This window comes from Nocardia panacis, assembly GCF_003598715.1.
GTDB lineage: Bacteria > Actinomycetota > Actinomycetes > Mycobacteriales > Mycobacteriaceae > Nocardia > Nocardia panacis.
On the sequence record NZ_QZFU01000029.1, the window covers coordinates 286,744 to 311,611 of the forward strand.

Annotated in this window: 26 protein-coding genes; 18 read left to right on the forward strand and 8 right to left on the reverse strand. The window is 65.6% G+C overall.

The window, feature by feature from the left end:
- Positions 1-65: 65 nt before the first annotated feature.
- Positions 66-476: a cupredoxin domain-containing protein gene (locus D5S18_RS23605; RefSeq protein WP_239003961.1), complete on the reverse strand. Its 411-nt coding sequence runs from the start codon at positions 474-476 to the stop codon at positions 66-68.
- Positions 477-778: 302 nt separating this feature from the next.
- Between D5S18_RS23605 and D5S18_RS23610 the strand changes: the two genes are divergently transcribed.
- From D5S18_RS23610 to tsaD, 7 genes are all read left to right on the forward strand, one after another.
- A complete protein-coding gene (locus D5S18_RS23610) occupies positions 779-2,203 on the forward strand; it encodes an NAD(P)H-hydrate dehydratase (protein ID WP_120043259.1) in 1,425 nt (474 codons plus the stop codon).
- Between the two features lie 495 nt (positions 2,204-2,698).
- The gene (gene alr / locus D5S18_RS23615; RefSeq protein WP_120043260.1) at positions 2,699-3,862 is read left to right on the forward strand and encodes an alanine racemase; all 1,164 of its coding nucleotides are present in this window, start codon (positions 2,699-2,701) and stop codon (positions 3,860-3,862) included.
- The gene (locus D5S18_RS23620; RefSeq protein WP_120043261.1) at positions 3,859-4,950 is read left to right on the forward strand and encodes an alpha/beta fold hydrolase; all 1,092 of its coding nucleotides are present in this window, start codon (positions 3,859-3,861) and stop codon (positions 4,948-4,950) included. Before alr ends, D5S18_RS23620 begins: the two co-directional genes overlap by 4 nt.
- A complete protein-coding gene (gene tsaE / locus D5S18_RS23625) occupies positions 4,943-5,395 on the forward strand; it encodes a tRNA (adenosine(37)-N6)-threonylcarbamoyltransferase complex ATPase subunit type 1 TsaE (RefSeq protein ID WP_120043262.1) in 453 nt (150 codons plus the stop codon). The genes D5S18_RS23620 and tsaE overlap by 8 nt, the downstream gene beginning before the upstream one ends.
- Positions 5,396-5,450: 55 nt before the next feature.
- Positions 5,451-6,146, forward strand: coding sequence for a tRNA (adenosine(37)-N6)-threonylcarbamoyltransferase complex dimerization subunit type 1 TsaB (gene tsaB, locus D5S18_RS23630; protein ID WP_120043263.1), 696 nt, complete (start codon positions 5,451-5,453; stop codon positions 6,144-6,146).
- Between the two features lie 3 nt (positions 6,147-6,149).
- Positions 6,150-6,665, forward strand: coding sequence for a ribosomal protein S18-alanine N-acetyltransferase (gene rimI, locus D5S18_RS23635; protein WP_120043264.1), 516 nt, complete (start codon positions 6,150-6,152; stop codon positions 6,663-6,665).
- A complete protein-coding gene (tsaD, locus tag D5S18_RS23640) occupies positions 6,662-7,705 on the forward strand; it encodes a tRNA (adenosine(37)-N6)-threonylcarbamoyltransferase complex transferase subunit TsaD (RefSeq protein WP_120043265.1) in 1,044 nt (347 codons plus the stop codon). The genes rimI and tsaD overlap by 4 nt, the downstream gene beginning before the upstream one ends.
- A gap of 103 nt (positions 7,706-7,808) precedes the next feature.
- Here tsaD and D5S18_RS23645 read toward each other — a convergent pair whose 3' ends face one another.
- On the reverse strand, positions 7,809-9,335 hold the full coding sequence (locus D5S18_RS23645; protein ID WP_120043266.1) for a DUF7159 family protein: 1,527 nt from the start codon (positions 9,333-9,335) through the stop codon (positions 7,809-7,811).
- An 848-nt stretch (positions 9,336-10,183) separates the two neighbouring features.
- On the opposite strand from D5S18_RS23645, the gene groES reads away from it, so the two are divergent.
- Positions 10,184-10,483, forward strand: coding sequence for a co-chaperone GroES (gene groES, locus D5S18_RS23650; RefSeq protein ID WP_120043267.1), 300 nt, complete (start codon positions 10,184-10,186; stop codon positions 10,481-10,483).
- Positions 10,484-10,573: 90 nt separating this feature from the next.
- Positions 10,574-12,187: a chaperonin GroEL gene (groL, locus tag D5S18_RS23655; protein WP_120043268.1), complete on the forward strand. Its 1,614-nt coding sequence runs from the start codon at positions 10,574-10,576 to the stop codon at positions 12,185-12,187.
- 178 nt (positions 12,188-12,365) lie between these two features.
- Here groL and D5S18_RS23660 read toward each other — a convergent pair whose 3' ends face one another.
- Positions 12,366-12,578 (reverse strand): DUF397 domain-containing protein, encoded by a 213-nt coding sequence (locus D5S18_RS23660; protein ID WP_120043269.1) that lies wholly within the window; start codon positions 12,576-12,578, stop codon positions 12,366-12,368.
- Positions 12,562-13,461 (reverse strand): helix-turn-helix domain-containing protein, encoded by a 900-nt coding sequence (locus D5S18_RS23665; protein WP_239003962.1) that lies wholly within the window; start codon positions 13,459-13,461, stop codon positions 12,562-12,564. Before D5S18_RS23665 ends, D5S18_RS23660 begins: the two co-directional genes overlap by 17 nt.
- Positions 13,462-13,711: 250 nt before the next feature.
- Between D5S18_RS23665 and D5S18_RS23670 the strand changes: the two genes are divergently transcribed.
- The 9 genes from D5S18_RS23670 (at position 13,712) to D5S18_RS23710 (ending at position 19,238) form a co-directional block, all read left to right on the forward strand.
- Complete coding sequence (locus tag D5S18_RS23670) at positions 13,712-14,188, forward strand: hypothetical protein (RefSeq protein ID WP_120043270.1); 477 nt, start codon at positions 13,712-13,714, stop codon at positions 14,186-14,188.
- Entirely contained in the window at positions 14,181-14,471 is a 291-nt protein-coding gene (locus D5S18_RS23675) for a hypothetical protein (RefSeq protein WP_147404108.1), read from the forward strand. The genes D5S18_RS23670 and D5S18_RS23675 overlap by 8 nt, the downstream gene beginning before the upstream one ends.
- On the forward strand, positions 14,468-14,785 hold the full coding sequence (locus tag D5S18_RS23680) for a hypothetical protein (RefSeq protein ID WP_239003963.1): 318 nt from the start codon (positions 14,468-14,470) through the stop codon (positions 14,783-14,785). Before D5S18_RS23675 ends, D5S18_RS23680 begins: the two co-directional genes overlap by 4 nt.
- Before the next feature lie 366 nt (positions 14,786-15,151).
- A complete protein-coding gene (locus D5S18_RS34515) occupies positions 15,152-15,376 on the forward strand; it encodes a hypothetical protein (protein WP_147404110.1) in 225 nt (74 codons plus the stop codon).
- A 166-nt stretch (positions 15,377-15,542) separates the two neighbouring features.
- Positions 15,543-16,217 carry a histidine phosphatase family protein gene (locus tag D5S18_RS23690; RefSeq protein WP_158607942.1) on the forward strand — a complete coding sequence of 225 codons (675 nt, stop codon included), beginning with the start codon at positions 15,543-15,545 and terminating at the stop codon, positions 16,215-16,217.
- 59 nt (positions 16,218-16,276) lie between these two features.
- Positions 16,277-16,852 carry a basic helix-loop-helix domain-containing protein gene (locus D5S18_RS23695; RefSeq protein ID WP_120043275.1) on the forward strand — a complete coding sequence of 192 codons (576 nt, stop codon included), beginning with the start codon at positions 16,277-16,279 and terminating at the stop codon, positions 16,850-16,852.
- A gap of 27 nt (positions 16,853-16,879) precedes the next feature.
- A complete protein-coding gene (locus D5S18_RS34520; protein WP_147404114.1) occupies positions 16,880-18,094 on the forward strand; it encodes a hypothetical protein in 1,215 nt (404 codons plus the stop codon).
- 38 nt (positions 18,095-18,132) lie between these two features.
- Entirely contained in the window at positions 18,133-18,393 is a 261-nt protein-coding gene (locus tag D5S18_RS23705; RefSeq protein WP_120043277.1) for a hypothetical protein, read from the forward strand.
- 290 nt (positions 18,394-18,683) lie between these two features.
- Positions 18,684-19,238: a recombinase family protein gene (locus tag D5S18_RS23710; protein ID WP_120043278.1), complete on the forward strand. Its 555-nt coding sequence runs from the start codon at positions 18,684-18,686 to the stop codon at positions 19,236-19,238.
- Between the two features lie 869 nt (positions 19,239-20,107).
- Here D5S18_RS23710 and D5S18_RS23715 read toward each other — a convergent pair.
- The 4 genes from D5S18_RS23715 to D5S18_RS23730 form a co-directional block, all read right to left on the reverse strand.
- Positions 20,108-21,685: a bifunctional DNA primase/polymerase gene (locus D5S18_RS23715; RefSeq protein WP_147404116.1), complete on the reverse strand. Its 1,578-nt coding sequence runs from the start codon at positions 21,683-21,685 to the stop codon at positions 20,108-20,110.
- 20 nt (positions 21,686-21,705) lie between these two features.
- Entirely contained in the window at positions 21,706-23,505 is a 1,800-nt protein-coding gene (locus tag D5S18_RS23720; protein ID WP_120043280.1) for a recombinase family protein, read from the reverse strand.
- A 251-nt stretch (positions 23,506-23,756) separates the two neighbouring features.
- Positions 23,757-24,008, reverse strand: a complete 252-nt coding sequence (locus tag D5S18_RS23725) for an RskA family anti-sigma factor (RefSeq protein WP_120043281.1) — start codon at positions 24,006-24,008, stop codon at positions 23,757-23,759.
- 1 nt (position 24,009) lies between these two features.
- Entirely contained in the window at positions 24,010-24,585 is a 576-nt protein-coding gene (locus tag D5S18_RS23730; protein ID WP_120043282.1) for a sigma-70 family RNA polymerase sigma factor, read from the reverse strand.
- Between the last annotated feature and the right edge of the window lie 283 nt (positions 24,586-24,868).

Genomic DNA, 24,868 nt, shown 5'->3' on the forward strand with positions numbered 1-24,868 from the left:
GTCCCCGCTGGTTTCGACGATCGAGGCGATCAACACTCGCGCCGGCACCCAGTGACTCCGGATCACTACTGCACCGTGACGGTGCCGCGCATCTCCGGATGCAGCGAGCAGAGATAGCGATAAGTGCCGGGCAGGGTGAATGTGTAGCTCCACTCGCCCTTTTGGATGATGGGACTATTGATTCCCATGGCCTTGTCGCCGATGCCCTGCACCGTATGCGGCACCCGATCGCGGAACAGCCAGGTCACGGTGTCGCCGACTTTGACCGTGAGATCGGTGGGGGAGAACTTCATCGCCGACACCTCGACGGTGATCGTCCCCGGCTTCCGCTCGCCGGCAGGCGTCGATGCCGCACCGACGCTCGTCGCCACCGTTTTCGATCCGGAATCCGATGTGCCGCAACCACCCAGCGATATCGCCATCAGAGCGGCGGCCAAACCTACCGCGACCAGCCTACGAACCTCGACGATTGGCATGAAGGGAAGCGTAGGCATCGGATCGTGTCCCTCGCGCCGGGGGTGCCGCGAGGTCTCGGCGGCTGCCTGTAGCAGCGGACATGCTGCTACGAGCAGCCCGCCGCCGCCGCCGCCAGCCGCCGCCTGCTTCTTGTTGCAACTCGCAGTCGTGGTCGCATGGGATTACGCGACCCGAGGCGCATTGCTCGCCCTCGCCCGGCGGCAGCCGCCGGGCGCGGACCGCGATCGGTGCTGAACAGTGGCAGGCTCTGTCGGAGAATATGGCCGGACATTCTCGACCGACTCAGTGGAGGTGCGGATTCATGCGTGGCTACTACACGGTCGACGAGGTGCGCGCGGCCGAGGCCGAGCTATTCACTCGGGTGCCCGAGGGGATGCCGATGCGCCGCGCCGCGTACGGATTGGCGAGGGTGGTCGCGGCGGAACTGCGCGAGCGGACGGGCGGTATCGCGGGTCGGGTGGTGACGCTGCTGGTCGGCTCCGGCGACAACGGTGGCGATGCGCTGTGGGCGGGTGCCCTGCTTCGTCGGCGGGGTGTCTCGGTGCGGGCGATCCTGCTCGCCCCGGAGCGCGCACACGCGCAGGGACTGGCCGCACTGCGCGCGGCCGGTGGCCGAGTGGTAACCGACTGTGGCACACCGGATCTGGTGATCGACGGCATCGTCGGCATCTCCGGTCGCGCCCCGCTGCGCCCCGAGGCGGCCCGACTCGTCGCCGCCCTCGATGCCCCGATCATCGCCGCGGATCTGCCGAGCGGTGTCGACCCGGATACCGGGTCGATCACCGGCCCCGCGGTCCGCGCCGCCGTCACAGTCGCGTTCGGTGGATACAAACCCGTGCATGTGCTGGCCGCGCCCCACTGCGGGCGAATCGAGCTGGTGCCCATCGGTTTGCGTCTGCCCGAGCCGAGCCTCGCGGCCCTCGATCCGGCCGAGATCGGCGCGCAATGGCCGATACCGGGTCCCTTCGACGACAAATACACCCAGGGCGTCACGGGAGTCTGCGCGGGCAGCGCCGCCTACCCCGGCGCGGCCGTGCTGTGCACGGGCGCCGCGGTCGCGGCCACATCGGGCATGGTTCGCTACGCCGGAGCCGCCGACGTCCTCACCCGATTCCCGGAAGTCATCGCCGCCGAAAGCATTTCGAAGACCGGACGAGTCCAGTCCTGGATCTTCGGTCCCGGCGCGGGCACCGACGCCGACGCCCGCGCCCGCCTCGCGGAAATCCTCGCCACCGACCTGCCCGCTGTCGTGGACGCCGACGGCCTGACCCTCCTCGCCGCCGACCCCGACCTCGTCCGAGGCCGCACCGCCCCCACCGTGCTGACCCCGCACGCGGGCGAATTCGCGCGACTGACCGGTCACGAAGTCGGCCCCGACCGTGTCGCGGCAGTCCGCGATCTCGCCGAATCCTGGCGGCTCACCGTCCTGCTCAAGGGCCGCGCCACCCTCGTCGCCACCCCCGGCCAACCCGTCCTGGTGAACGAGGCGGGCGGCTCCTGGGCCGCCACAGCAGGCGCGGGTGACGTCCTGTCCGGCATCATCGGTGCACTCCTCGCCGCAGGCCGGCCTCCGGCCTGGTCTGCCGCAGTCGCTGCCCGCGCTCACGCCTTGGCCGCCAACCTCGCGTCCCACGAGAACACCACGGTAGGTGCCCCCACCTCGGCATCACCCCTGCTCGACCACCTTCGCCCCGCCATTCGTCTGCTGCGCACACTCGCGACCTGACCTAGCGCGGATATCGCTGCACTGCAGCTGGATCCGGTCTGGGTGTCCGGTGGATTCACCGGACAGGCCCGCCGGGGCACTGCTCGCCTAGGCAGGCGCGCCCGCCGTGTGCTCCCAGTGCGTCGGCACCCAGAGGCTCTCCAGACCTCGATCCACGGGCTGCGCGGAGCGAGCCGGATGAACGCCTCCCGCGCGAACACGTCCTTCACCCCGAGCGCCGGAAGCCAGCTGAGTCACGGCACGTACCGAGGGTTCCGACCGGGTTCGCGGACGCTCCCGCGAGTTGGGCGCACTTCGCCAATCGGGTGGGCTTGCCGCGGCCTGGTCGTGGCGAGTCACGACCTGCCTCGGTAATCGCGCCGGTCCCGTTCACCCCACGCCGCCGTATCCCGATCGTGTCGAGCCCTATCGCCGCCCACAACGGCCGGAAACCACCCGATAGCCGGCGGGTCCACCGACCTTGCGGGAAAGGCCCTCGCCGGAGGATCGCGGGGGATGGCAGGATCGGAAGGCGTGAATGCGCAAGTGGAGACGGTCGTCGATCTGGATGCCATTGCCCACAATGTGCGGATCCTGCGGGAGTTCGCGGGTGAGGCCGAGGTGATGGCGGTGGTGAAGGCGGACGGCTACAACCACGGGGCAACCGAGGTGGCGCGCGCGGCACTGGCAGCGGGGGCCAAGGAAATCGGTGTCACCACCATCGCCGAGGCGTTGACGCTGCGCGCGGCGGGTATCACCGCGCCCATCCTGTCCTGGCTCAACACCACCGACGCCGACTACGCGGGTGCGGTGGCCGCCGATATCGAACTCGGCCTGTCCACCTATGCCGACCTCATCGCCGTTGAGAAGGCCGCCCGTCATGTCGGCCGAACCGCCACTGTCAGCCTCAAGGTCGACACCGGACTCAACCGCAATGGCATACCTCCCGAGGAGTTGCCGCGGGTCCTGACGGCGCTGCGTCCGCTGGTCGCCGAGGGCGCGGTGCGGCTGCGCGCCATGTTCTCCCACCTGGCCTGCGCCGATGATCCGAACCATCCGGCCACCGATATGCAGCGCGACCGCTTCCTCGCCGCCATCGGCGCCGCCAGGGAGTGCGGGCTGGAGCCGGAGCGGGTGCACCTGGCCAATACGCCTGCCACGCTGCTGCGCCCCGACCTCGCCTTCGACATGGTCCGTCCCGGTATCGCCCTCTACGGGCTGAATCCGGTCCCGCACCTGATCGAGGTCGATCTGCGGCCGGCGATGACCTTCCAGGCGCGAGTCATTCAGGTCAAGCGGGTCGCGGCGGGGGAGGGCGTCTCCTACGGCCACAACTGGATCGCCGAGCGCGACACCACGGTCGCCCTCATCCCCGCAGGCTATGCCGACGGCGTGTTCCGCACGCTCAGCGGCCGATTCGGTGTCCGGCTGGGCGGTGCGCTGCGGCCGAATATCGGACGGGTCTGCATGGACCAGTTCGTGGTCGACCTGGGGGACAACGCCGAGGGTGTCGCGGCGGGCGATATCGCGGTCCTCTTCGGCGGCGGCCCCGGCGAACCGCGCGCACGGGACTGGGCCGATCAGCTCGGCACCATCGACTACGAGATCGTGTGCGCGCCCCGCGCACGGGTCCACCGCCGACATATCGGCGGCCCCGACTCGGGCGGCGAGCTCCGATGACCGGCCGCGCACGCACCGCCATCCAGGGTGGCCTGGCCACGGCGGGTGTGGTCGCGGCGCTGGCCGGCGTGCACGCGCTGCGCCGGGCGGGCGCCAGTGTGCTGTGGCCCGCCCGCCGCGACGAATACCGCGACGAGGATTTCGGTCTCATCGACGCCGACCGCGCGGGCACCGTCGTCACCGACGACGGTGTGGCCCTGGCCACCCGCAGTTGCGGCCCGCGGGACGCCTCGGTGACGGTGATCTTCGTGCACGGCTTCTGCAACACCATGGAGTCGTTCCACTTCCAGCGCCGCGACCTGGAGACCCGCTGGGGGGCCTCGGTCCGGCTGCTGCTGTTCGACCAGCGCGGTCACGGCCGTTCCGCCGCACCCAGCGCCGAGAGCTGCACCGTGGCCCGACTCGGCCGCGATCTGATCTCCGTCATCGAATCCGCCGCGCCGACGGGCCGCGTTGTGCTGGTGGGACATTCGCTCGGCGGTATGGCGGTGCTCGCCGCCGCCGCGCACGCCGCCGATCTGTTCGCGGCCAGGGTGGTCGGGGTCGGGCTGCTGTCCACCGCCGCCGCCGAGGTCACCGAGGCGGGTCTGGCCCAGTTGCTGCGCAGCCCCGCGATCGACGGTTTCCGGGTCGCGGCGCACGCAGCGCCCGCGCTGGTGCAGGCGGGTCGCAGCACGACCCGCCACGTCATCGCGCCCATTCTGCATGTCAGCTCGTATCACGGGCCGGTCAGTCCCACGCTGTCCCGTTTCACGACGCACATGATCGATGACACCCCGGTCGAGACGATCGTCGCCTTTCTGCGCGCGTTCGAGTTGCACGATGAGTCGGCGGCCCTACCGACACTGGCCGGTATTCCGACGCTTGTCCTGGGCGCCGGACACGACCTGGTCATCCCGTTTCGCAATTCGCGTGCGCTGGCGCGGGCGCTGCCCGAAAGCGAACTGTTGCGCCTGGACGGTGCCGCGCATATGGCGCATCTGCAATTCCCGGATATCGTCAACGACGCGCTCGACCGGCTGCTCATTCGCGCGGGCGTGATCGAACCAGGCTCGCGCGCACCGGAATCGGAGGTCATCGGTGGCTGAACCCCGGCAGCGGCTGCTGCCCACTGTCGCGGACACCGAGGCATTGGGCCGCGAACTCGCCACCGAACTGCGGGCGGGCGACCTGGTGGTGCTCGACGGTCCACTGGGTGCGGGCAAGACCGCGCTCACTCGCGGTATCGCCGCGGGACTCGGCGTCCAGGGGCGCGTGAGCTCGCCCACGTTCATCATCGCCCGCCAGCACCGGGCGGGGCGGCGTGCGGGCGCGGACCCGGTCCCGCTGGTGCACGTCGACGCCTATCGCCTCGGCGGAAATCTCGACGAACTCGACGCGCTGGATCTGGACACCGAGCTGAATCACGCTGTGGTCGTGGTGGAATGGGGTCGCGGCGTGGTGGAGCAATTGGCCACGCGACATCTGCGGGTGTTACTGTCTCGCGAACCGGATTCCGAGGTGCGGACCGCGATCTGGGAGTGGGTGGATTAACTACGAGGTAGCTCTGCATCGGGCACGGCTACCACCCGGTATCGTTGGGGCAATCATGCTTGTACTAGCCGTCGACACCGCGACACCCGCCGTGACAGCGGGCTTGGTGGAACTCGAACCCGCCACCGCGGGGGCATCCCATCCCGCAGCGGCGCGCACCATCGCATCGCGGGTGCGGGTCGACGCTCGCGCCCACGCCGAGGTGTTGACCCCGCAGATCCTCGAATGTCTCACCGCCGCAGGGCGTTCCAGATCCGAACTGGAGGCCGTGGTGGTCGGGGTCGGCCCCGGTCCCTTCACCGGCCTGCGGGTCGGCATGGCCACCGCCGCCGCCTTCGGTGACGCGCTCGGTCTGCCCGTGTACGGCGTGTGCAGCCTCGATGCCATCGCCGCCGACGCCGCCGCCGACCTGACCGAGGGTGCGGAACTGCTCGTCGTCACCGACGCCCGCCGCCGCGAGGTCTACTGGGCCCGCTACCGCGAGGGTGCCCGCGTCGCCGGACCAGAGGTGTGCAAACCGGGCGACCTGGATACCGGCGCCGCCACCGTCATCGCCGGATCCGCGTCGCACGTGGACTTTTTCGATCTCCCGGTGCTGCCGGTGGAGACCCCATCCCCGGCCGGGCTGGTATCCACCGCCGCCACCGCCCTGCTCGCGCGCGTCGCCCCCGAACCGCTGCTCCCGCTCTACCTGCGCCGCCCCGACGCCGTCGAGAACAGCTACCGCAGCCTCGACCGGACGGGAGCCTGATCGGTGGCGATCCGTATCGAGCCGATGCGGCTCACCGATATCGAGCGCTGCGTGGAATTGGAGCAACTGCTCTTCCCTGAAGACGACCCCTGGCCCGCCGTATCCTTCCAATCCGAACTGGCCGGATCGCACAACCGCTACCTCACCGCCCGCGACGAATCCGGTCGCATGGTCGGCTATGCCGGTGTCGCCCTCCTCGGCGATGCCGAGCATCCGGAGGCCGAGGTGCACACCATCGGCGTCGACCCGGACTGCCATCGCGCGGGTATCGGCACCATGCTGCTGGAGGCGCTGCTCGCCGAGGCGGGCCGACGTGGCGGACCCGTCTTCCTCGAGGTACGCACCGACAATGCGCCCGCCATCGCCCTGTACGCCAAGCACGGTTTCCACATCATCGGCCTGCGCAAGTCCTACTACCAGCCCAGCGGCGCCGACGCCTACACCATGCGTCGCCCCGAGTTGACCCCGTTCCCGCCCGTGGACCGGGCACCGAACCAGCCCGACGAGGTGCATTCGTGATCATCATGGGCGTCGAGAGTTCCTGCGACGAAACCGGAGTCGGCATCGTCCGCCGCCACCCGGACGGCCGCTGCGAACTGCTGGCCGACGAGGTCGCCTCCAGCGTCGACCAGCACGCGCGCTTCGGCGGTGTGGTGCCGGAGATCGCCTCGCGGGCACACTTGGAGGCCATCGTGCCCGCCATGCGCCGGGCGCTCGCCGCCGCGGGCATCGAGCGACCCGACGCACTCGCCGTCACCATCGGGCCGGGTCTGGCGGGCGCGCTGCTGGTGGGTGTCGCCGCGGCCAAGGCATATGCGGCGGCATGGGATGTGCCGTTCTACGCGCTCAATCACCTCGGCGGCCACGTCGCGGTGGACACCCTCGAGCACGGCCCGATGCCGCCGTGTGTGGCGCTGCTGGTCTCCGGCGGGCACACCCACCTGTTGCACGTCACCGATTTGGCCGAACCCATTGTCGAACTGGGCAGCACCGTCGACGACGCGGCAGGGGAGGCGTTCGACAAGACCGCCCGCCTGCTCGGTCTCGGCTTTCCCGGCGGTCCGGCCCTGGACGCGGCCGCCAAGGGCGGCGATCCGCGCGCCATCGCCTTCCCACGCGGGATGACCGGCCCCCGCGACCCGCGCTACGACTTCTCCTTCTCCGGCCTGAAGACGGCGGTCGCCCGGTATGTGGAGGCCGCGCAGCGCGACGGTCTGGCCGCCACCGAACTGCCCATCGCCGATATCGCCGCCTCCTTCCAGGAATCGGTGGCCGATGTACTCACCATGAAGGCGATCCGCGCCGCGCAGGATGTCGGCGTGGACACCCTGGTCCTCGGTGGCGGCGCGACCGCCAATTCCCGCATTCGCTCCATGGCCGAGGAACGCGCCACGGCCGCGGGTTTGACCCTGCGCGTTCCCAAACCCCGGCTGTGCACCGACAACGGCGTGATGATCGCCGCACTGGGCGCCCATGTGATCGCGGGCGGCGCCCAACCTTCCCCACTGACCGTGGCGACCGATCCCGGCCTGCCCGTCTCCGTCAGTCAAATCGCCTGAGTCGCAACACTTCTCATAGTGAAGGCTGGGTCCGTCTCGAAGTCCCGGTGTTTCGAGACGGGCATCGGCCCCGAACCGCGGCCCGATCCACCTTCGACCGGACCTATCGGTCGAGCTGAGTGCCGAACCCCGGCAGCGCATTTCCGGCGGAACCCGTGCGCGGAACCGGAAAATGCAACTGCGCCGGAGCCTGGAAGGGATTCGGGATGCTCTGCTCGGCGGGATATGCGGACGACCCGCCAACGCCCGGCACGGGGACGACAGGGGCCAATAGCGGCCCGAGCAGGCCGGGCAACTCCGGGAACGGAATCGGCGGCAGATTCGGATCCGGGCGCAGCGTCGGCTGACTCACGCCGGAGGTGGGCGCATTCGAACCCGGCCTGCTCGCGGGCCTGCCCTGATCGGGTGGGACCGAGGACGGATTGCCGGTGGGTTTGGTGGTCGGGTCGGGGGTGCCGGTGCCACCCGCGACGGACCCCGAGGACGGGGTGGCGCTCACCGGCGGCGCGGGCTGACTCGTGCCGGTGGAGGTGCCGACCTGAACGATCGGATGATCCTCGGAGGTGGGCGCGAACTCCTTGACGCCGTAACCGATCACCAACCCCACCACCACGATCGCACCCGCGAGGGTGCCGACCACCTTGGTGAAGGTGCCGATGGTGGCCTCCGAACCGGATCCGGCGGCGGGCAAAACCGCGGGTGCCATCGAATCCGCCACCAGCGCGGCGCCTTTGGCGATGACCGCCTCCGGATCGGGCACGGTGACGACCGGGACGTCGAGCCGGTGGCGCAGGGTGGTGAGCACGGCCGGGATATTCGCACCGCCGCCGATGACCGTGACGGCCTCCGGGAACTTCGGCGCCCTGGCACAGACCGTGGCCGCGAAGACCGCTGTCTCGCGCAGCAATCCGGCGATGAGCTCCTCGAAATCGGCGCGAGTGAGTTTGAGCGGCTGCCCGGCCACATGGTCGATGGTGACCGCGGGCGCGACCGACAGATGCTCCTTGGCGGCGCGACCGCGGTTGGTGAGCATGCGGCGATTGGGGCGGGTGCCGCGCCGCGCGTAGTGCAGATCCACCAGGTGGTGATAGATCAGGTCGTCGATCGCATTGCCGCTCACCATATTCGTGCGCTCGGAATGCAGCACCGTCTCGTCGGCCAGGTCGGCCACGGTGACCGAGAGACCGGACGCGCCCAGGTCGACCACCGCGATGGTGGCGTAACGATCCATCAGGCCCGTATGACGCAGGTAGGTCAGCGCGGCGACGCCCTCGGGCACCAGACGCAGCTCCCGTTGCCTACCCGTGGCCGACCGGATGACCTGCGCCTGCTCCCGGCTGCGGTAGGCCACCGCGACGCTGGTGGGCGGACGGGTGGGATCCGGTTCGACGTCGAAATGCGGTGCGGTGAGCCGTGTTCCGATCGGACGGGTGACCTCGTGCGGGGTGGTGGCCGGCAGCTGGTTGGTCATCAGCTCGATGGAGGAGGCGACCAGGTCGCCGAGATCGGAGTGCGCCGCGTCGGCCGAGACGACGCGGTAATCGAAACGCTGCGCGCCATTGGTCGCGGTGGCGACCAGCGCCGAGCACACGACCTCGTGGCCGGCGGATATGCCGAGTGATGTTCGCATGTTCACCTCCCTTCGATCGGATGGTCGGGGTCGGGTCGACCATCACGAATGAACTGCAGAGCCGCTTGGTGGTTGACGAGCGTTTTCTTCGAAACAGAACACAGAGCTGGAGCCGAAGCCGGAGCATGCCGAACCCGAGCGTCGGGCCGAACCACCCACGTGGTGGGTCGCGTGGACCGGCCTGAGATCACGTCTGGCTTGCTCTCTTGTGAAAATTTCGGTGAAGCTGTTCGGTGAAACGTGTGGTGCTGCTTGCCACGACGACAGCCGGGCGGCGTGCCGTGACGATCCCCGAGCTCCGGCGACGCCGGTTCGTAACGAACCTGGCGGCCGGACGGTAACCGACGTCAATAATGTCACGATCCGTTATGCGAACGTTACTCATTTCCTGATCTTTTGTGAAGGTCTTCGGCGACTTCACACGGCGTGTTATCCGCTCTGGCGTGTCTTGGTCCCCTTGCCTGTCTGCGCCGCGGCGGTGGGTCCGCGCGCCGTGCGGCAATGACAACGTGGCAATGGCAGCGCGTCGTACGGCAGTGACAACTCGCCCTGTGGCAGTGACAAACGTGCCCTGCGGCAGTGACAAACGCGCCCTGCGGCAGTCACAAGCGCGCCCTGCGGCGATGACAAATCGAACACTGGCAGTGCCCGGCCTTGAGCGCTGGCACTCGCGTGTATAGAGTGCTAGTCGGCACTGTGTTTAGGTGCTTGTGCCAGTTTGACCACTGGGCAGGGGTCCCGGCACCCGCGACGACGGGGCTATGCGCAGGGTCAGCATCGAGACCGAACCGATGGTCCGGAACAACAGTCCCGGACGACCGAAATCCCCTGAAAGTGGAGGGCTCAACGTGGCGAGCGTGAACATCAAGCCGCTCGAGGACAAGATCCTCGTCCAGGCCAACGAGGCCGAGACGACGACGGCCTCCGGCCTGGTCATCCCCGATACGGCGAAGGAGAAGCCGCAGGAGGGCACCGTCATCGCTGTCGGCGACGGCCGCGTCACCGACAAGGGCGACCGCATCCCGGTCGACGTCAAAGAAGGCGACGTCGTCATCTACAGCAAGTACGGCGGCACCGAGATCAAGTACCTGGGCGAGGAGTACCTCATCCTCTCGGCGCGCGACATCCTGGCCGTCGTCACCAAGTAGCCGATCAGGCACATGCGTTCCGCCCCGGTGTCCTTCCCGACCCGGGGCGGAGTGCGTTGAGCGCCGGTAACCCCTACAGGAGCAAACCACATGGCAAAGCAGATCGAGTTCGACGAGAAGGCTCGTCGGGCTCTGGAGCGCGGTGTCGACAAGCTCGCCGACGCCGTGAAGGTCACCCTCGGTCCGCGCGGCCGCCACGTCGTGCTGGCCAAGGCATTCGGCGGCCCGACGGTGACCAACGACGGCGTCACCATCGCCCGTGACATCGACCTGGAAGACCCGTTCGAGAACCTTGGCGCGCAATTGGTGAAGAGCGTCGCCACCAAGACCAACGACGTCGCGGGCGACGGCACCACCACCGCCACCGTGCTGGCCCAGGCGCTGGTGCGCGGCGGCCTGAAGAACATCGCGGCGGGCGCGAATCCGATCGTGGTCGGCTCGGGTATCGCCAAGGCCGCCGACGCGGTGTCCGAGGCGCTGCTCGCCGCCGCCACGCCGGTCTCCGGCGCGACGGCCATCGCGCAGGTCGCCACCGTGTCCTCGCGCGACGAGGAGATCGGCGAGATGGTCGGCAAGGCGCTGACCACCGTCGGCAAGGACGGCGTCGTCACCGTCGAGGAGTCCTCGACCCTGCAGACCGAACTGGTCGTCACCGAGGGCGTGCAGTTCGACAAGGGTTACCTCTCGCCCTACTTCGTCACCGATCCCGAGACCCAGCAGGCGGTGCTGGAGGATGCCTACATCCTGCTGAACCGCGAGAAGGTCGGCTCGCTGCCCGATCTGCTGCCGCTGCTGGAGAAGATCGCCGAATCCGGTCGGGCCGTGCTGATCATCGCCGAGGATGTCGAGGGCGAGGCGCTGTCCACCCTGGTGGTCAACTCGATCCGCAAGACCCTCAAGGCCGTCGCGGTGAAGGCCCCCTTCTTCGGCGACCGGCGCAAGGCCTTCCTGGACGACCTGGCCGTGGTCACCGCGGGCACCGTCATCAATCCCGACCTGGGCATCACCCTGCGCGAGGCGGGTCTCGAACTGCTGGGCACCGCGCGGCGCGTGGTTGTCACCAAGGACGAGACCACCATCATCGACGGCGCGGGCACGGCCGAGGACATCGCGGCCCGCGGTGCGCAGTTGCGCCGCGAGATCGAGGCCACCGATTCGGATTGGGATCGGGAGAAGCTCGAGGAGCGCCTGGCCAAGTTGGCGGGCGGCGTCGCGGTGATCAAGGTCGGCGCGGCGACCGAGACCGCGCTCAAGGAGCGCAAGTACCGGGTCGAGGACGCGGTGAACGCGGCCAAGGCGGCGGTGGCCGAGGGCATCGTGCCCGGCGGCGGCACCGCGCTGGTGCAGGCGGCGGCCAAGCTCGTCGAGTTGCGGGACTCCCTGTCCGGCGACGAGGCGGTCGGTGTCGAGGTGGTCCGGCGGGCGCTGCAGGCGCCGCTGTTCTGGATCGCCACCAATGCGGGCCTGGACGGCGCGGTCGTAGTCAGCAAGGTCGCCGAGGGCAAGGAGGGCTTCAACGCCGCCACCCTCACCTACGGTGATCTGCTCACCGACGGCGTGGTCGACCCGGTGAAGGTGACCCGCTCGGCGGTCGTCAATGCCGCTTCGGTGGCGCGCATGGTGCTCACCACCGAGAGCGCCATTGTCGAGCGTGTAAGCCATGAAGTGGACACCCACGGCCACGGTCACGGTCACCAGCACTGATGTAGTGCAAGGCGAGAAGCCCTCTGGTCGGAGCGGATGATCAGAGGGCTTCTGTCTTGTCGGGACAGAAGCCTCTACCCGTGCACAGCCGGGAACCACACACCTACCGGCCGAAGCCGATTTCGGCCCAAATGAAACAGACCCCGGCATGAGCCAGGGCCTGCGTGGTGGCTTGTGGCTACGGCTGGTCGAACTCGCCGTCACGCACGCCCGCTACGAACGCGCTCCACTCAGACGGGGTGAAGACCAAGGCAGGGCCTCCAGTGGCCTTAGAGTCCCGGACGCCGACCATGCCCCCGTCGAGGTGTGCTACCTCCACGCAATCTTGCCCGCCGCCGCTGTGGCTGCTTTTGAACCACTCTGCTCCGGACTGGTCAACGTTCACTCTCATACTCCCTTGCTACCTCACGCAACAGGTCTCGACTCGGCCGGACGTCCATCGCTGAATGCTCGGTCCTCGCCCATGCCTTACGGTACCGGTCCACATCGGTTGGCTTCTCGATGTACATTGCGCCGGTGAACGCCTCTGCATAGACCAGCGGAGGTTCCGCTGACCGCCCGTTCTTGCCAACCCCGAACTCCAAGATGGTGAACGGACCGGTCGAGATGCCAACGGGTAGTCCCGCCCTGAACGGCAGTATCCGAATGTGGATGTTTGGCTGACCACTCAGATCTGCGACATGCCGAAGTTGAGTCGCCATCACCAGGCGTGAGCCAACCACCGTCCGTATCGCCGACTCGTGCAGGACCGCAGTAAGTGATGCCGGTTGGATGCTGCGGGTGATCACGCCTTGTCGCCGGACGCGAAGTTCAATCCGTCGATCCAACTCGCTGTCGGATTCGTCCGGGAAGTAGAGGCTATCGAGTGTCCGGGCGTAGTCCGGAGTCTGTAGCAAGCCAGGAATGGTGCACGGCTGATACGAGGCCATCTCGCGGGCAGCGGACTCCAAGCCGACGTAGACATCGAAATTCGGAGAGATCAGCGAGCCGTATTCCTGGTACCAGTTCTTGACTGCCGCTTGTTCGGCCAGGGCCATCAGGTCCGAGGTCTGTTGGGGGTTCAATTGGAGGATTCCGCATAGGACGGCAACGTCGTGGGTTCGGATCCTCTCGGTTTCCCCTTTCTCCAGTCGCTGGAGTGAGGACTTGCCCCATTGCATGAGCCTCGCGGTTTCAACCAGTGACATCCCCAGGGACTCTCGTGCGTCGCGAAGGTACCGCCCGAGTTGCCGCCGGGGCAGTGTGCTGCCATCTTCTTCGATCTGGTCCGTCACTGTGGTTCCCATCCTGGTCCTGAGAGCTTCCCGATCTGGGAAATCCTTGCACTCTGTTTGGTCCATGTCCTGGGCTTTCGCTCTAATTTTCCGGGAATCCCAAAATTGAGTTCCCAGAATCGCTGTCTCGGGTCTGCTTGACCTGCGCCCGGTGGTTGGGGTCTGTCCCGTCCCTTCAGACCCCTGTACCTGGGGACACCGGGGCCGGGCGCACGCCAACTTCACTGCGAGTGCGATCCGAGGTCTATCGATGGCAACCGAAGCAGACACGGCAGATACGCCGGAAACGCGATACACCCACTACCACAACATTTTCAGTTTCCCCGTGACACTCAGCCCCGACACGGGCCGAATCACCGTGCAGACATCTTCCCGGCTCGGGGCGGTGGTGATGCCGGGTGATCTGGGTGAGCGGCTGCGAGAGCATCTCACACGGGTCACGGGAGGGTGCGGGCCGATCCTGCGCGACCCTGAAAACAACCGCTGGACGGTGCTGGTACGCCCTGATCTGGACAGGTCTATCGCCAAGCTGTATCGATCCCTGCGCGGGTGCGGTGTTGGGGAACTCTGCGCTGGGCTGGAAATTGATTTGCCTACCCCGGTAGACACGGGGGTCGAGCGGCGGGAATGGGTGGTGCCACCCGCCGTGGACGTGCCTCTGCCGTCCTTGCGTGTGGTGCTCGTGGCGATCACCGCATGTGTACTGAGGGTGGAAGCCCATGTCTGAGACGCCGAATCCTGCACTGGTCGCACGCATTCGAGGAGCGCAGACTCCGATGGGAACCGGCAACGGGAAGGTCTTCGAGGCCCCTTCGGAAGGGCTGATTACGTACGTGTTGATCCGCCTTCTCGGCTGGGAGCCAGAGGCGAAACCTGCACCGCTGGAACCGATCTCGGTATTGCCTGCCCTGCCTGTGGCCGACCACACCGGCCGCACCTTGGAAGAGATCCTGTACATGTTGCGTGACGGCCTCGCAGCGGCGAAGGCCGCGCCCGAGGGGGCATTGTGAGTCTCCCGAAGGTGCTGGGGTATTTGCGCCGTGACATTGCCGGTATCCGCCAGCAGGCGATAGAGCCCCTGATGCGGAGTGCGGCAGGTGATTTCGGATACAGCTACACCAAAACGATGGCGGTGTCCGACCCGTTCGCTTCGGAACGAGCCCTGATCGCTCTGGTAGCGAATTCGGGTGTGCCTGCCGTGATCGTGCCGAGCCTGAAGCATTTCGAGGGTGGTCGGCCGCCCGAGGCGCTGATGCGCCTGGCCGATGTGCTGGTGATGGAGCCACGGGCGCGGTTCACTCGGATCGAAGCGGGGTCGCTGTGAATTCCCGTCTCGCGCGGGCGGTGACCGAGTACTTCGAGGCCCTGGACACCTGGCACGTAGCTGGCCGTCCGGTCGAGGGACCGGTGTGGGAGTGCATGGAGGCGGTCGTCACTGAACTCCTGGCTGCGAAAGCGGGGGCCGGTCCGTCCAGAAATCCGGAGATGCGGTCGTGACCTGGGTGACCGTTGTCCGTCGCTGCCACCGTGCCCGGAAGGCGTGGGAGCGTGCCGCCAAAGCCTGGGATAAGGCGCGCGCGCCCCTGGTGGGGCCTCTGCGGGATGCGGTGGAGTCGGCCCGCAGGGAGTACCTGGCTGCCACCGCTGCGCGCAGGGCCGTCGAGTCGGGCGGTGTGAAAGCGGTGCGGTCGTGACCTGGGAAGAGTTGTACGTGGTGGTCATGTCTACGGCTGCGGGGCTGGTGGTGGAGTGGCGGTACTGGCGGCAGGCGGCGATCACCCTGTGGGGGCGCATGAGGACTCGGCGTAGCGCGATGACCGGTCCGAACCGTGAAACCAGTTGCGAGACAAACAATTACGAAGAAGAAGGAAGAAGAATGCGTGAACCTGCATCCGCTGAGGCGGTGGAGTCGTGACCTTGCTGGAAGGAATGGCGACGGTTGTCGCGGTGGTGGTGCCTGCGGTGATCATCGCGAGGATGCTGCGTGTGGATCGGCGCGAGGTCCGTGTGGGGCGCGACGTTGGACTGAGGTACTGGCCCGTACGGTCGGAGTGGAGGCCATGACGGGCGCGAAATCCAGTGTGAGGCTGACACTTATCCGGCACGCCGAAGCCGTGTCGAATATCGAGAGAACCATCCGGGGCGAGAAGACATGTGCGGGCTTGACCGAGCGCGGGCGTGAGCAAGCGTTGCACCTCGCGACTCGGCTACGTGCCGAGCACCATCGGGAACCGATCAGCGCCGTCTACTCGACTCGTGTGGCGCGGGTGCGTGAGACGGCGGAACCGGTCGCGCGGCGGCTGGGTCTCGAGGTCGAATTCCTGGAGCCGTGGCGGTATCACCAGTACGGGGCGGCGGAGGGGATGCCCTGGACAGCGCTGCGTCGCCTTCGGTGGGAGAATCCGCTCTTGCAGCGGAGGGACGTTCCGGTAGCGGCCGGTGCGGAGACCAGGGACCGCTACCGGGCGTCTATCCGGGTGGCGCTGGAGCGCCTTGTCGAGACGCACGCCGGTCAACATGTGGTGCTGTTCGGGTCGGTGGAGAACATCACCGCGAGCGCCGAGGTGCTTTTGGGCCTGTCTGCCGATGCCCGCACCCGAACAAAGATGGTGATAGACCACACCGGTATCACTCGGTGGTGTATCGAACCGTCGCCCTGGGCGGCGGGCACGCGGCGCGCGGTGCTGATCGCGCACAACGACACTGGGCATCTGTCGGGCGACTTGGCCCTGCATTGCAGGGAACTCGGCGGCTGACGGGTCGCGATGACCGATACTGGAACGTTCGAGTCCGGAAGCGACGAGAAGGGTAGAGCATGACAGGCGATGAACAAATAGGTTTCGATTTCGGTGTGGATGTCGCCGAGCGGACCGCTTGGGAGACGTGGGTGGACTCGAAGCGCCGCGCGGCGCAGATCCGGAAGCTTCTGGGCCGAGCGGGGCTTCCGGCGTTGCCATCCGAGCCGTGGGATTTCGAGTCCGATAACGCAATTCAGGTCAGCGAGGTCATTGCCGAGCTGTTCCCGGACATGGAGTCCGTGACCCTGCCCGCCAACGCCGATCGCATCGATCAGCTCGCGTGTTTCATCGGGGAATGGTTCGTAAGGTACCTGGACGCACAATGGGTTGACCTCGCTAAACACAAGGACACTCCGGCCGGGTACAACGACTACGACGGTTTTTCTTTCTATAACGGCATCAAACCGGCCGTGGCGTTCGGATTCGCTGGCTGGAAGACGTGCACGGCCGAACTGCTCGTGAAATACGTTGTAGAAACCGAGTTTCTGAACATCGTTGATCTGGTCGCGCCCGCGTATTGGAAGCTGCGCAAAGAAGATGGGTCGTTCGCCGATCTGCGCCGGAACCTTCCCGATCATCCGCCTTTTCTCTAGTCGCGTGGATTCGGGGGCGGTGCCGCTATGGCCGGTGACGGCTACGACGCGGATAGGCGGTCGTACGACAGTCAGGCTCGCGGAAGGATCTTCGAGAACGGAACCGGAGAATTCTTCCGCGACCGTGAGCGCGGCTACACACCACAGGTAGAGGTGCCGGTGCCGGGGCGGAACGAGGTTCGCCGGTTCGATAAAGCACAAGTCAAGGATGGGGCCTATCTCAGTATCGAGGACAAGTCCGGCGCGGTCCGAGGCCCGAACGACATGAAAGAGATGCGAAACGATCGCATCCTCCTCGAACGCGGGATAGTGGCAAATCACACGCTGCGAACCGTCGAAGGAGAATACATATCGAAAGAGGCTCGCGAATTCATCAATGAAATGCTTCGCGATTTCCCTGGGCGATATGTTCACCAAGTCATATCCCGTGAAGAAGCCCGCCAGATATGGGCGCGGGGACTACAAAGGGAGCCGGGCCAGCAACTCGAATTGGTGCGAGCCTACGAGCTGAACCGCGCGGAACGCGCACGGCAACGACTCGAACATATTCGGCAGATCGTTAAGGCGCAGCAGCGTTCCGAGCTGTTTCGGACAACTGGGCCACAGTTCCGGGAAGCCACCGAGCGCGGCCGGGTCGAAGCCCGAGAAAGGGCCGAGCACGCTCGGGAGACCAGGGAACAGGAGCAAGCCCGGCAGCGCGAGCAGGCCGCACGGATGCGTGAGCAGTTGAATAAAGATATTCGAGCCCAGGCACAGCAGTTGGGGAAGGATCGTGAGGTCGGTCGAGTACCCGATGCCGACCGGCTCTACGAGACTCACAAGGAATTGACTCGAAACCTGGATCTGGTCCGCGATCAGGAACGGGAAGAAACCCGAGCCATGCTCGGGACGCTCGGCTTGGGAAAGGAAAAGGCCCGTGATATGGAACTCGCTTTCGAGTTGTCGCGGGAAGAGCAGCGCAAGGATGTAGTTCGGGATCTGAACAGTATTGCGCTGGCTGTACGGCGCGAGGACCAACGGCGCGAAGCGGCCGAGAAAGAGCGAAAAGAGAAAGAAGCCCGAGAAGCCTATGGTAGGGCTTTGGAAGAACGCGGCATACGACCCGAGATAGCCGCACTGGTTCAACTCCAACAAGCACCGGGGATAGAGAACGAACGCGAGCGGGAATCGGGAGAACCCCCGCAAGCCAAAGGGCGGAGTCGGGACATCGGCGGTCGGGGTATCGAACGCACCAGGGACTGACTGACACCGGCAGACACGACACGAGAAAGAACCACGCGATGACCGATACGACCCACCACCGCATTACCCGCCTGGAAGCCTCCATGTTCCGCACCCAAAACGAACTACATGCACTGAAATCCGTTGTGGCACACCTCGGCCAGGACCGGACAGAGCAGCACACCGCCGCGCTGGCGGAGTTCGGCAACCTCCGCGAGCGGATCAGCGGATTGGATGCCCGGTTCGATGCGGTGGATGCCAAGATGGACCAGATCCTGAACACACTGTCCGGCAATGTGACTCACGAAGTACATGAGTAGCCACCACCGCTGAACCGCTAACCACCTTTCAGCCCCATGTGCTCCGGAGAACATGGGGCAGCACGCCCAAGTTCTCTAGAGAACTTGGGCAGACCCCCCCAAGTTCCCTGTGGACATGGAGTGCTCACGGGTGTCTCGAAAACGTTCGTTTGTTGCGACGAGACACCCCAGCGCCGACACCGGTTGCCGTCCAGCGGTTTCCGCGACCGGAACTGTCTCGAAAACCCGTCTCGAAACCTGTAGTCTCAAAACGATCGAATCGACGGGATAATGAGACAGGAACGGATTCAGTGGCCCTCATCGGATACGCCCGAGTCAGCACCACCGACCAAGACCCCCAACTACAACTCGACGCGCTCGCGACAGCGGGTACCGCACGGGTGTTCACCGATCACGGCGTCTCCGGCACGAAGACCGAACGTCCCGAACTGGATCGGTGCCTGGATCACCTCCGCGAGGGTGACGTGCTGGCGGTGTGGAAACTGGACCGGCTCGGCCGCAACACGGTTCACGTCCTTCAGCTCATCGAGCGACTGACCGAACGCGGTATCGGCTTCCGCAGCCTCACCGAAGGACTGCACACCGACGGACCGATGGGCAAGGCGATGCTCACGGTCATGGCAGCGTTCGCTCAACTCGAACGAGACACCATGGTCGAACGAACCCGCGCCGGACTCGTAGCCGCAGCAGCCAACGGCCGCAAGGGCGGCCGACCCCGCAAGGTCGATGACACCGACGCGGCCAAGGCCCGCCAGTTGAAAGAGAAAGGAATCGGCGCACCGGACATCGCGAAGATGCTCGGATGCTCCCGAGCCACCGTCTACCGGTACCTCTCCGGCGAATAGCCCCGCCCCGCCGACTCGAGGATGCGAGACCACCCCAGGGGGAGCGGCCCGCCCCGCCCCGCGCCGCCCCCTTTCAGGCCCATGGGCATATCTCCCCCCGGTCGAAAACCTTCGGCACGGTAGACCCGATTAAAGGCCCCTGGCGTCACCGCTGGGCGGCGAACGAGGCATGAATCGATTAAGTGCCCCCTGTCCCCTCCCGCACCCCCCATTGCTCGCGACGCTAACCCGTATGACTGAGGGGTGACATTTGATATGGGCTTGAGGGTGATACGCCCACCCGTGCATACACATGGTCGTGTTTTCGATTTATGCCCAACGTACGGCCTGTTCCGGTCGCCGTTCCGCGACCGTATACGCGGCAAGCGGGACAGGTGGTAGTCAACACGGGCAGGTCCGCCGCCGGCTGGCCGTTTCCTGGGATCGCAGGAAATGACTGGTCAGCTCGAAATCCTCTGCCGGTTCGGTGCCGGGAACTTTGGGGGATACCCCAAAGTTGCGTGTCACGTCTATATCTTGGTTCTCCGCTGAGCGCACCGCCCGATTCGGCGGGATTCGGAACCGCCTCCATATGCCGTAGCTCATCATCGGCGTGAGGTCTCGAGCATAAGGAATCGAGGTTTCCTAGTTCGACTGGCCTGGATATTCCGGTTGAACCGATTTCTGCGGCGTAGAAGTCACCCACGAACCAGAATATCGACTTGACCAGCCGTTTTAGCCGATCCGCTAAAAACCTAGTGGCTCACAAGACTGCGAGCTTCGCAGCTCAGGATCAATTTCGAGATGTCACGAATATGTTCAACATTGGTAGGACTTGCAGGTGAAATTCCTATAATAGCCGGTCAGAGATGGCAATCAGCATCGCACGCTTACGGGTAGAGTTCGCTCGGCAACCCCAAGTGATGAAGCAGTTCCTGTTCCTCTTGCCAATCCCGCATGTCTTCCTCTGCCGAATCATCGGCATCGACCGGTGGGATACTCTGCGGATTCTTCGCCAACCGCAGCGCGGTCCGGTACCCGTGCCGTTGCCGCTCATGCGACTCCATCTGTTGAACAACCCTGTCTATTGCACCAAGCTCGATAGCCAACTCATCCAAACGGTGGTAGTCCCCCGTGGCCGCCCACTTATTACCGGTCTTCACCGCCAACCCATGATCAGCCAAGACATTCAGATGCCGGTCGATGGTCCGGCGGTCACCGCCGACCGCTTCGGCGATTTCCTTTACTGTTGCCGGATTATCCATCTGATTCAATACGAACCATGTCCGGCCCCGGCTCTTACCGAGCCCGGACCCATTCCTGAACACCGGGTGCATCAACACACGATCATCACCAATATGGTCATCAGTACCGCACATAGTTCTTTTATCTATATGGGGGGACGAGATAAGTGCGGTAACTTTGCCCGTTTCCGGCCCGAACCGGAAAGTATCCGCGTCACCGGAATCACTCGCCTTCTCCCGTATCAACCAACCGGCATCCACCAACCGGCCCAACGCTCCACGGACCGTCTTGTCGCTGCCCAGGTTCGCCGCTTCGGCGATACGCCGCACACCGAACGCCATAGCGGTCGTGGCCGACGTGGTACCCAGCTCGCACAATGCGAGCATCACCGAACGATCCGTGTTCCCGGTCCGCCCCGACCAAGCCACCGACCCGACCCGTGCCCGCACAACAGCGATACCGGCCGCTATCTCCTCCGGACTCCACTGATCGGCCGACTTCTCCCACACCCGGACCAGGAACCCGTCCGGGTTCTCGTTGCCCTCGCCATCGAGCAACGCGAAATACTTCGCACCACCCCGATTGCCGCGGTTGGTCATCGCCGCCCGGAACGCGGTGAACCCGTACCCGCATCGGCGCAGACCCGACGCTATCGCCAACGCCATCGGAGACCGACCGCTGTACCGGCCGTCGGTGTCCCCATCGCTGATCAACGACACCAACCACGCCGGAAGGTTCCTGTACCTCGAATCGTCATGCTCTCCAGGACCAAGTACCTCCAACGCCTCCTGAACCGTCTCCGGGGCAATCAGAGCCCCGGACAAGCCTTTACGGTGCGGGGCCAACGGCGGACGAACACCTTTGTTGTGCCTGTGAGCATCCTTCGAGATACCGAACGAAAGAGCCTGCCCGAGAACCCGGTCCCGATACTCCGACCGAACATACAAATGCCGGTGACCAACCCGACCCGACTCCACGAGCAACGTCGGCAACCCCTCGGCCTCAGCCCACTCCCGAAGCCGCTCACCACCTTCCACCAACTCGGGAGTATCCAGGTCGAACACCGCGAGGGACGGCTTCACGCCCACCATGAAAGCCCGCCCCGATCCCACAGCCTCCTCAACCGACACCCAGTCACCCCCCGAGTTGTCCTCATTGATCAGCATGGCGTTCCCACCCGCCTTCACCACCGCCAACGCCAACACCAAAACCTCAGAACCCACGGTCACAACGCTTCCCGCCCTCAGTCCTCATCCCAATCACCTGGGCCGTCTGCCCAATCTGCCCTAATCTTCTCTTCCCGCAACTCCCGCCGCTCCTGTGCTGCTGACAGTAGAGCCTCGGATGCGTAGACCCACGCGCCATCCAGCGGAATCCACATGTAACCCTCAGCAGGAGTGGGCATCTCGGCAGCACCGGACATGTCAATTCCTTGGATGCCCGCTCGCTGCATGATCTCGAAAGCCGCAACAGCACCCTGCACGGTTGGACCGGGTCTCAGCCCCGTCGTCAGAGTATTCAGGTCGCCAAGGTCGATGTATAGGTTCCCGTCGCGGTTGAACCGCACCTGGACTCCCATCGATCTGAGCCAGATATTTCGACCTACGATGTCCTGACGACTCCACCAATCGCCGAACAGCTCCCCGGTGGGAAGCATTCTCCAGCCAGCGGGTTTTACTACCTGAGAGGACAACTGGGCTTGCCTTTCGGCGAGGCCCGCGATCCTTGCATCGAGCTTGGCCCGCTGTGGTGTGCCCGCTCGGAACGCGCCTACGCTGAGTTGACTGGTCAGGTCCACCAGTTCGTTGTTGATGTCGGCTAGTTCGGCTGAATGGTCCTCGCCCGCATCCCAGATGCGTTCCAGCCGTTCGGATGATCCGAGCAGGCTCAGTATGGTCTGCTCGACCGCCGCATCGGTTTGGTCAACCCGAATCGTGCGGTTGCCGCACTTGAACGCGCGGGTCATCGTTCGGCACCTATACCGGGGAAACTGGCTGTGGCTGCCACCGTTGAACTTGTACACAGCTTCGCCACAGGTGCCCGAGCAGTCGTCGGGGCACTCGATGCCCTGTTGCTTGTGCGAGCACGGATGTCCGCAATGTATGACCCGCAGTAGTAAAGACGTGGTGCGCGTGTTCGGCTCACCCCGCTTCGACCGGCCGGACAGCTCGACGGCTACACGGTCGAATATCTCGCGGGACAAGATCGGTTCGGACCGGATGACGGGGGAGCCGTCATCGTTGCGGACAGCGGTTCCGCCAGAGACCGCGTGCCCGAGCATGGTTTCACTGAGCAGTGACCGTTTCAGTTGGGTCACGCTCCACTCACGGCCCTTGACTTCGCGCCCACGCTGCTTGGCGAACTCGTCTTTCGGTGTCGCGATGCCGCGACGAGTCAGATCGTGGGCGATCCTCAGCAACGGCTCACCCTCGATTACGCGGCGTGCAACCTCGTTGATGATGTCGGATTGATCCTTGTTCCTCACCAACCGCCACTCCCCGGTCTCGTTGCTCGGCGCGTAGCCCCATGGTGGCGTTGATCCCCGGTAGCGGCCCGCCTTGATGTTGTGGCGGGCGGCCGACGCATTGCGCTCGGAGATTCCTGCTAGTTCCATCTCGGCAACGGTGCCGATAAGCGCGATCAGGACGGCGGAGAACGGCAGCGACGTGTCGAAGTGAGGTTCTGTGGCAGACACCACAAGCATGTCGTGGTCCTCGGCCCATGCCATCAATATTTGTAGGTGACGAACGGATCTGGTCAGCCGGTCCACTCGATACGTAACGATGACCTCGAAGGGGATCGGATTGCCGTCTTCGTCCATCCGCTCACCATGGAGCCAGCGCGCAAGGTGTGGGCGCTTTTTCCGGTCAAACGGGTCTACGGCACCAGATACGTCCAGATCCTCGGCTATGCCGACGACTTCATAGCCGCGCTGATCACAGAGGGCGCGACACTCTTCTAGCTGGCGTTCTGGTGATGTGGTGGTCTCGGTGACCTTGCTCAATCTGATTACTACCAGTGCTCTTGGGCGGATGACCGACATGGCTTACATCGAACACCACCGAGAGCGCCATTGTCGAGAAGCCGGCTCCGGCGGCCCCGGAGCAGGGCCATCACGGTCACGCACACTGAGTCCGGCAACGGACGGAAGGCCCCTGAACCGAAAGGTTCGGGGGCCTTTCTATTGCGGGTCTCCGCAGACGAATAGTGTGGTGGGAGGGGAGATTCCGAGCGAAGTCGGGAAGTTCGGCCGACTCCGCTTCGGCTCCGGCCGCGCGCAGGTCTACAGCGTCATCAGGAGGCGACCGGGGGTTGCTCAGCGGCAATGGTGGCGAGCAAGCGCGCCCGGAGCGCGGACGGCGGGGCGAGGGCCGTCGTCTCGGCCAGCGCGGCGAGTGCGTCCTCGGTGGAGCGCACCGCCGCGACGAATTCCGTACGTAGCGCAGGATCTTCGGTGTCGGACAATTCCGCTATCGCGTGCTGGTCTTCGTCGTCGATCGATCCGAGCGCGACGGTGTGCGCGAGATCGATCCGGTCATCGTGCATCTCACGTCACCCCCAAACTTCTTTTCAGTCGTGTCAAGCCGTCCCGTATCCGGGACTTAACGGTCGGTAACCCTACCCCAAGATATTGCGCCACCTCGGCGTAGGTTCGCCCACCGTAGTAGGCGAGCGAGATCGCCTCGCGCTGAGTCTCGGTGAGCGTGGCCAGGCCGTCGAGGACGGCCTGCTGTTCCAGCCTGCGCTCGACCTCCTCGGTCACCTCGTCGAACTCGTGGCCGAGCACCCTGATGCCGTAGGCGACCTCGCGGGTGGTGTGGGCCTGTTCGGCTCGGACGCGGTCGACCGCACGGCGATGTGCGAGTGTCATCAGCCACGTCACGGCCGATCCCTTTGTCGAATCGAAACTGGCTGCCGTGCGCCAGATCTGGAGGTAGACCTCCTGGGTCGTCTCCTCGGCGTATCCGGGATCGTGCAGCACCCGCAGCACTAGGCCGTAGACGCGGGCGCAGGTCCGGTCGTATAGCTCGGCGAAGGCCTGCTGGTCGGCTCGCCCGCACCGCTGCAAAAGCGCGGCGAGCTGGATACTTTCGGCGGCGCGCGCCGAGACCGCAGAATCCACACCGGGTGGGAAGGCTTCTCTTCGGAACGAGTCGCCCTCCGCGGCCGAAGGTCGCCCATCGCCCACCGCGGCCGAGGGCCGCCCATCGCCCACTGTGGCCGGTGGTCGCCCATCGTCCGCTGCGGCCGGTGGCCGCGCTGTCACAACGCTCCATTCTGTGTCATCGGTCACTACCGTAGCGTGACACAGCGACCTCCCGCGCGGCGGGGGGTTTGTTGGCAAACCGCCTGTGTCCCAGGTACTTTCCCGAAAATTCCGACACATCAGGCAAAAGGCCGGACAA

What these genes read in the sequence shown, in the direction of transcription:
- D5S18_RS23695 (WP_120043275.1), top strand. Translation starts at nt 16,277, where the DNA reads ATGACAGGCGATGAACAAATAGGTTTCGATTTCGGTGTGGATGTCGCC.
- D5S18_RS23670 (WP_120043270.1), top strand. Translation starts at nt 13,712, where the DNA reads ATGGCAACCGAAGCAGACACGGCAGATACGCCGGAAACGCGATACACC.
- D5S18_RS23725 (WP_120043281.1), bottom strand. Translation starts at nt 24,008, where the DNA reads ATGCACGATGACCGGATCGATCTCGCGCACACCGTCGCGCTCGGATCG.
- alr (WP_120043260.1), top strand. Translation starts at nt 2,699, where the DNA reads ATGGCAGGATCGGAAGGCGTGAATGCGCAAGTGGAGACGGTCGTCGAT.
- D5S18_RS23720 (WP_120043280.1), bottom strand. Translation starts at nt 23,505, where the DNA reads ATGTCGGTCATCCGCCCAAGAGCACTGGTAGTAATCAGATTGAGCAAG.
- D5S18_RS23610 (WP_120043259.1), top strand. Translation starts at nt 779, where the DNA reads ATGCGTGGCTACTACACGGTCGACGAGGTGCGCGCGGCCGAGGCCGAG.
- D5S18_RS23675 (WP_147404108.1), top strand. Translation starts at nt 14,181, where the DNA reads ATGTCTGAGACGCCGAATCCTGCACTGGTCGCACGCATTCGAGGAGCG.
- D5S18_RS23605 (WP_239003961.1), bottom strand. Translation starts at nt 476, where the DNA reads ATGCCAATCGTCGAGGTTCGTAGGCTGGTCGCGGTAGGTTTGGCCGCC.
- D5S18_RS23645 (WP_120043266.1), bottom strand. Translation starts at nt 9,335, where the DNA reads ATGCGAACATCACTCGGCATATCCGCCGGCCACGAGGTCGTGTGCTCG.
- D5S18_RS23705 (WP_120043277.1), top strand. Translation starts at nt 18,133, where the DNA reads ATGACCGATACGACCCACCACCGCATTACCCGCCTGGAAGCCTCCATG.
- D5S18_RS34520 (WP_147404114.1), top strand. Translation starts at nt 16,880, where the DNA reads ATGGCCGGTGACGGCTACGACGCGGATAGGCGGTCGTACGACAGTCAG.
- groL (WP_120043268.1), top strand. Translation starts at nt 10,574, where the DNA reads ATGGCAAAGCAGATCGAGTTCGACGAGAAGGCTCGTCGGGCTCTGGAG.
- D5S18_RS23660 (WP_120043269.1), bottom strand. Translation starts at nt 12,578, where the DNA reads ATGAGAGTGAACGTTGACCAGTCCGGAGCAGAGTGGTTCAAAAGCAGC.
- D5S18_RS23620 (WP_120043261.1), top strand. Translation starts at nt 3,859, where the DNA reads ATGACCGGCCGCGCACGCACCGCCATCCAGGGTGGCCTGGCCACGGCG.
- tsaB (WP_120043263.1), top strand. Translation starts at nt 5,451, where the DNA reads ATGCTTGTACTAGCCGTCGACACCGCGACACCCGCCGTGACAGCGGGC.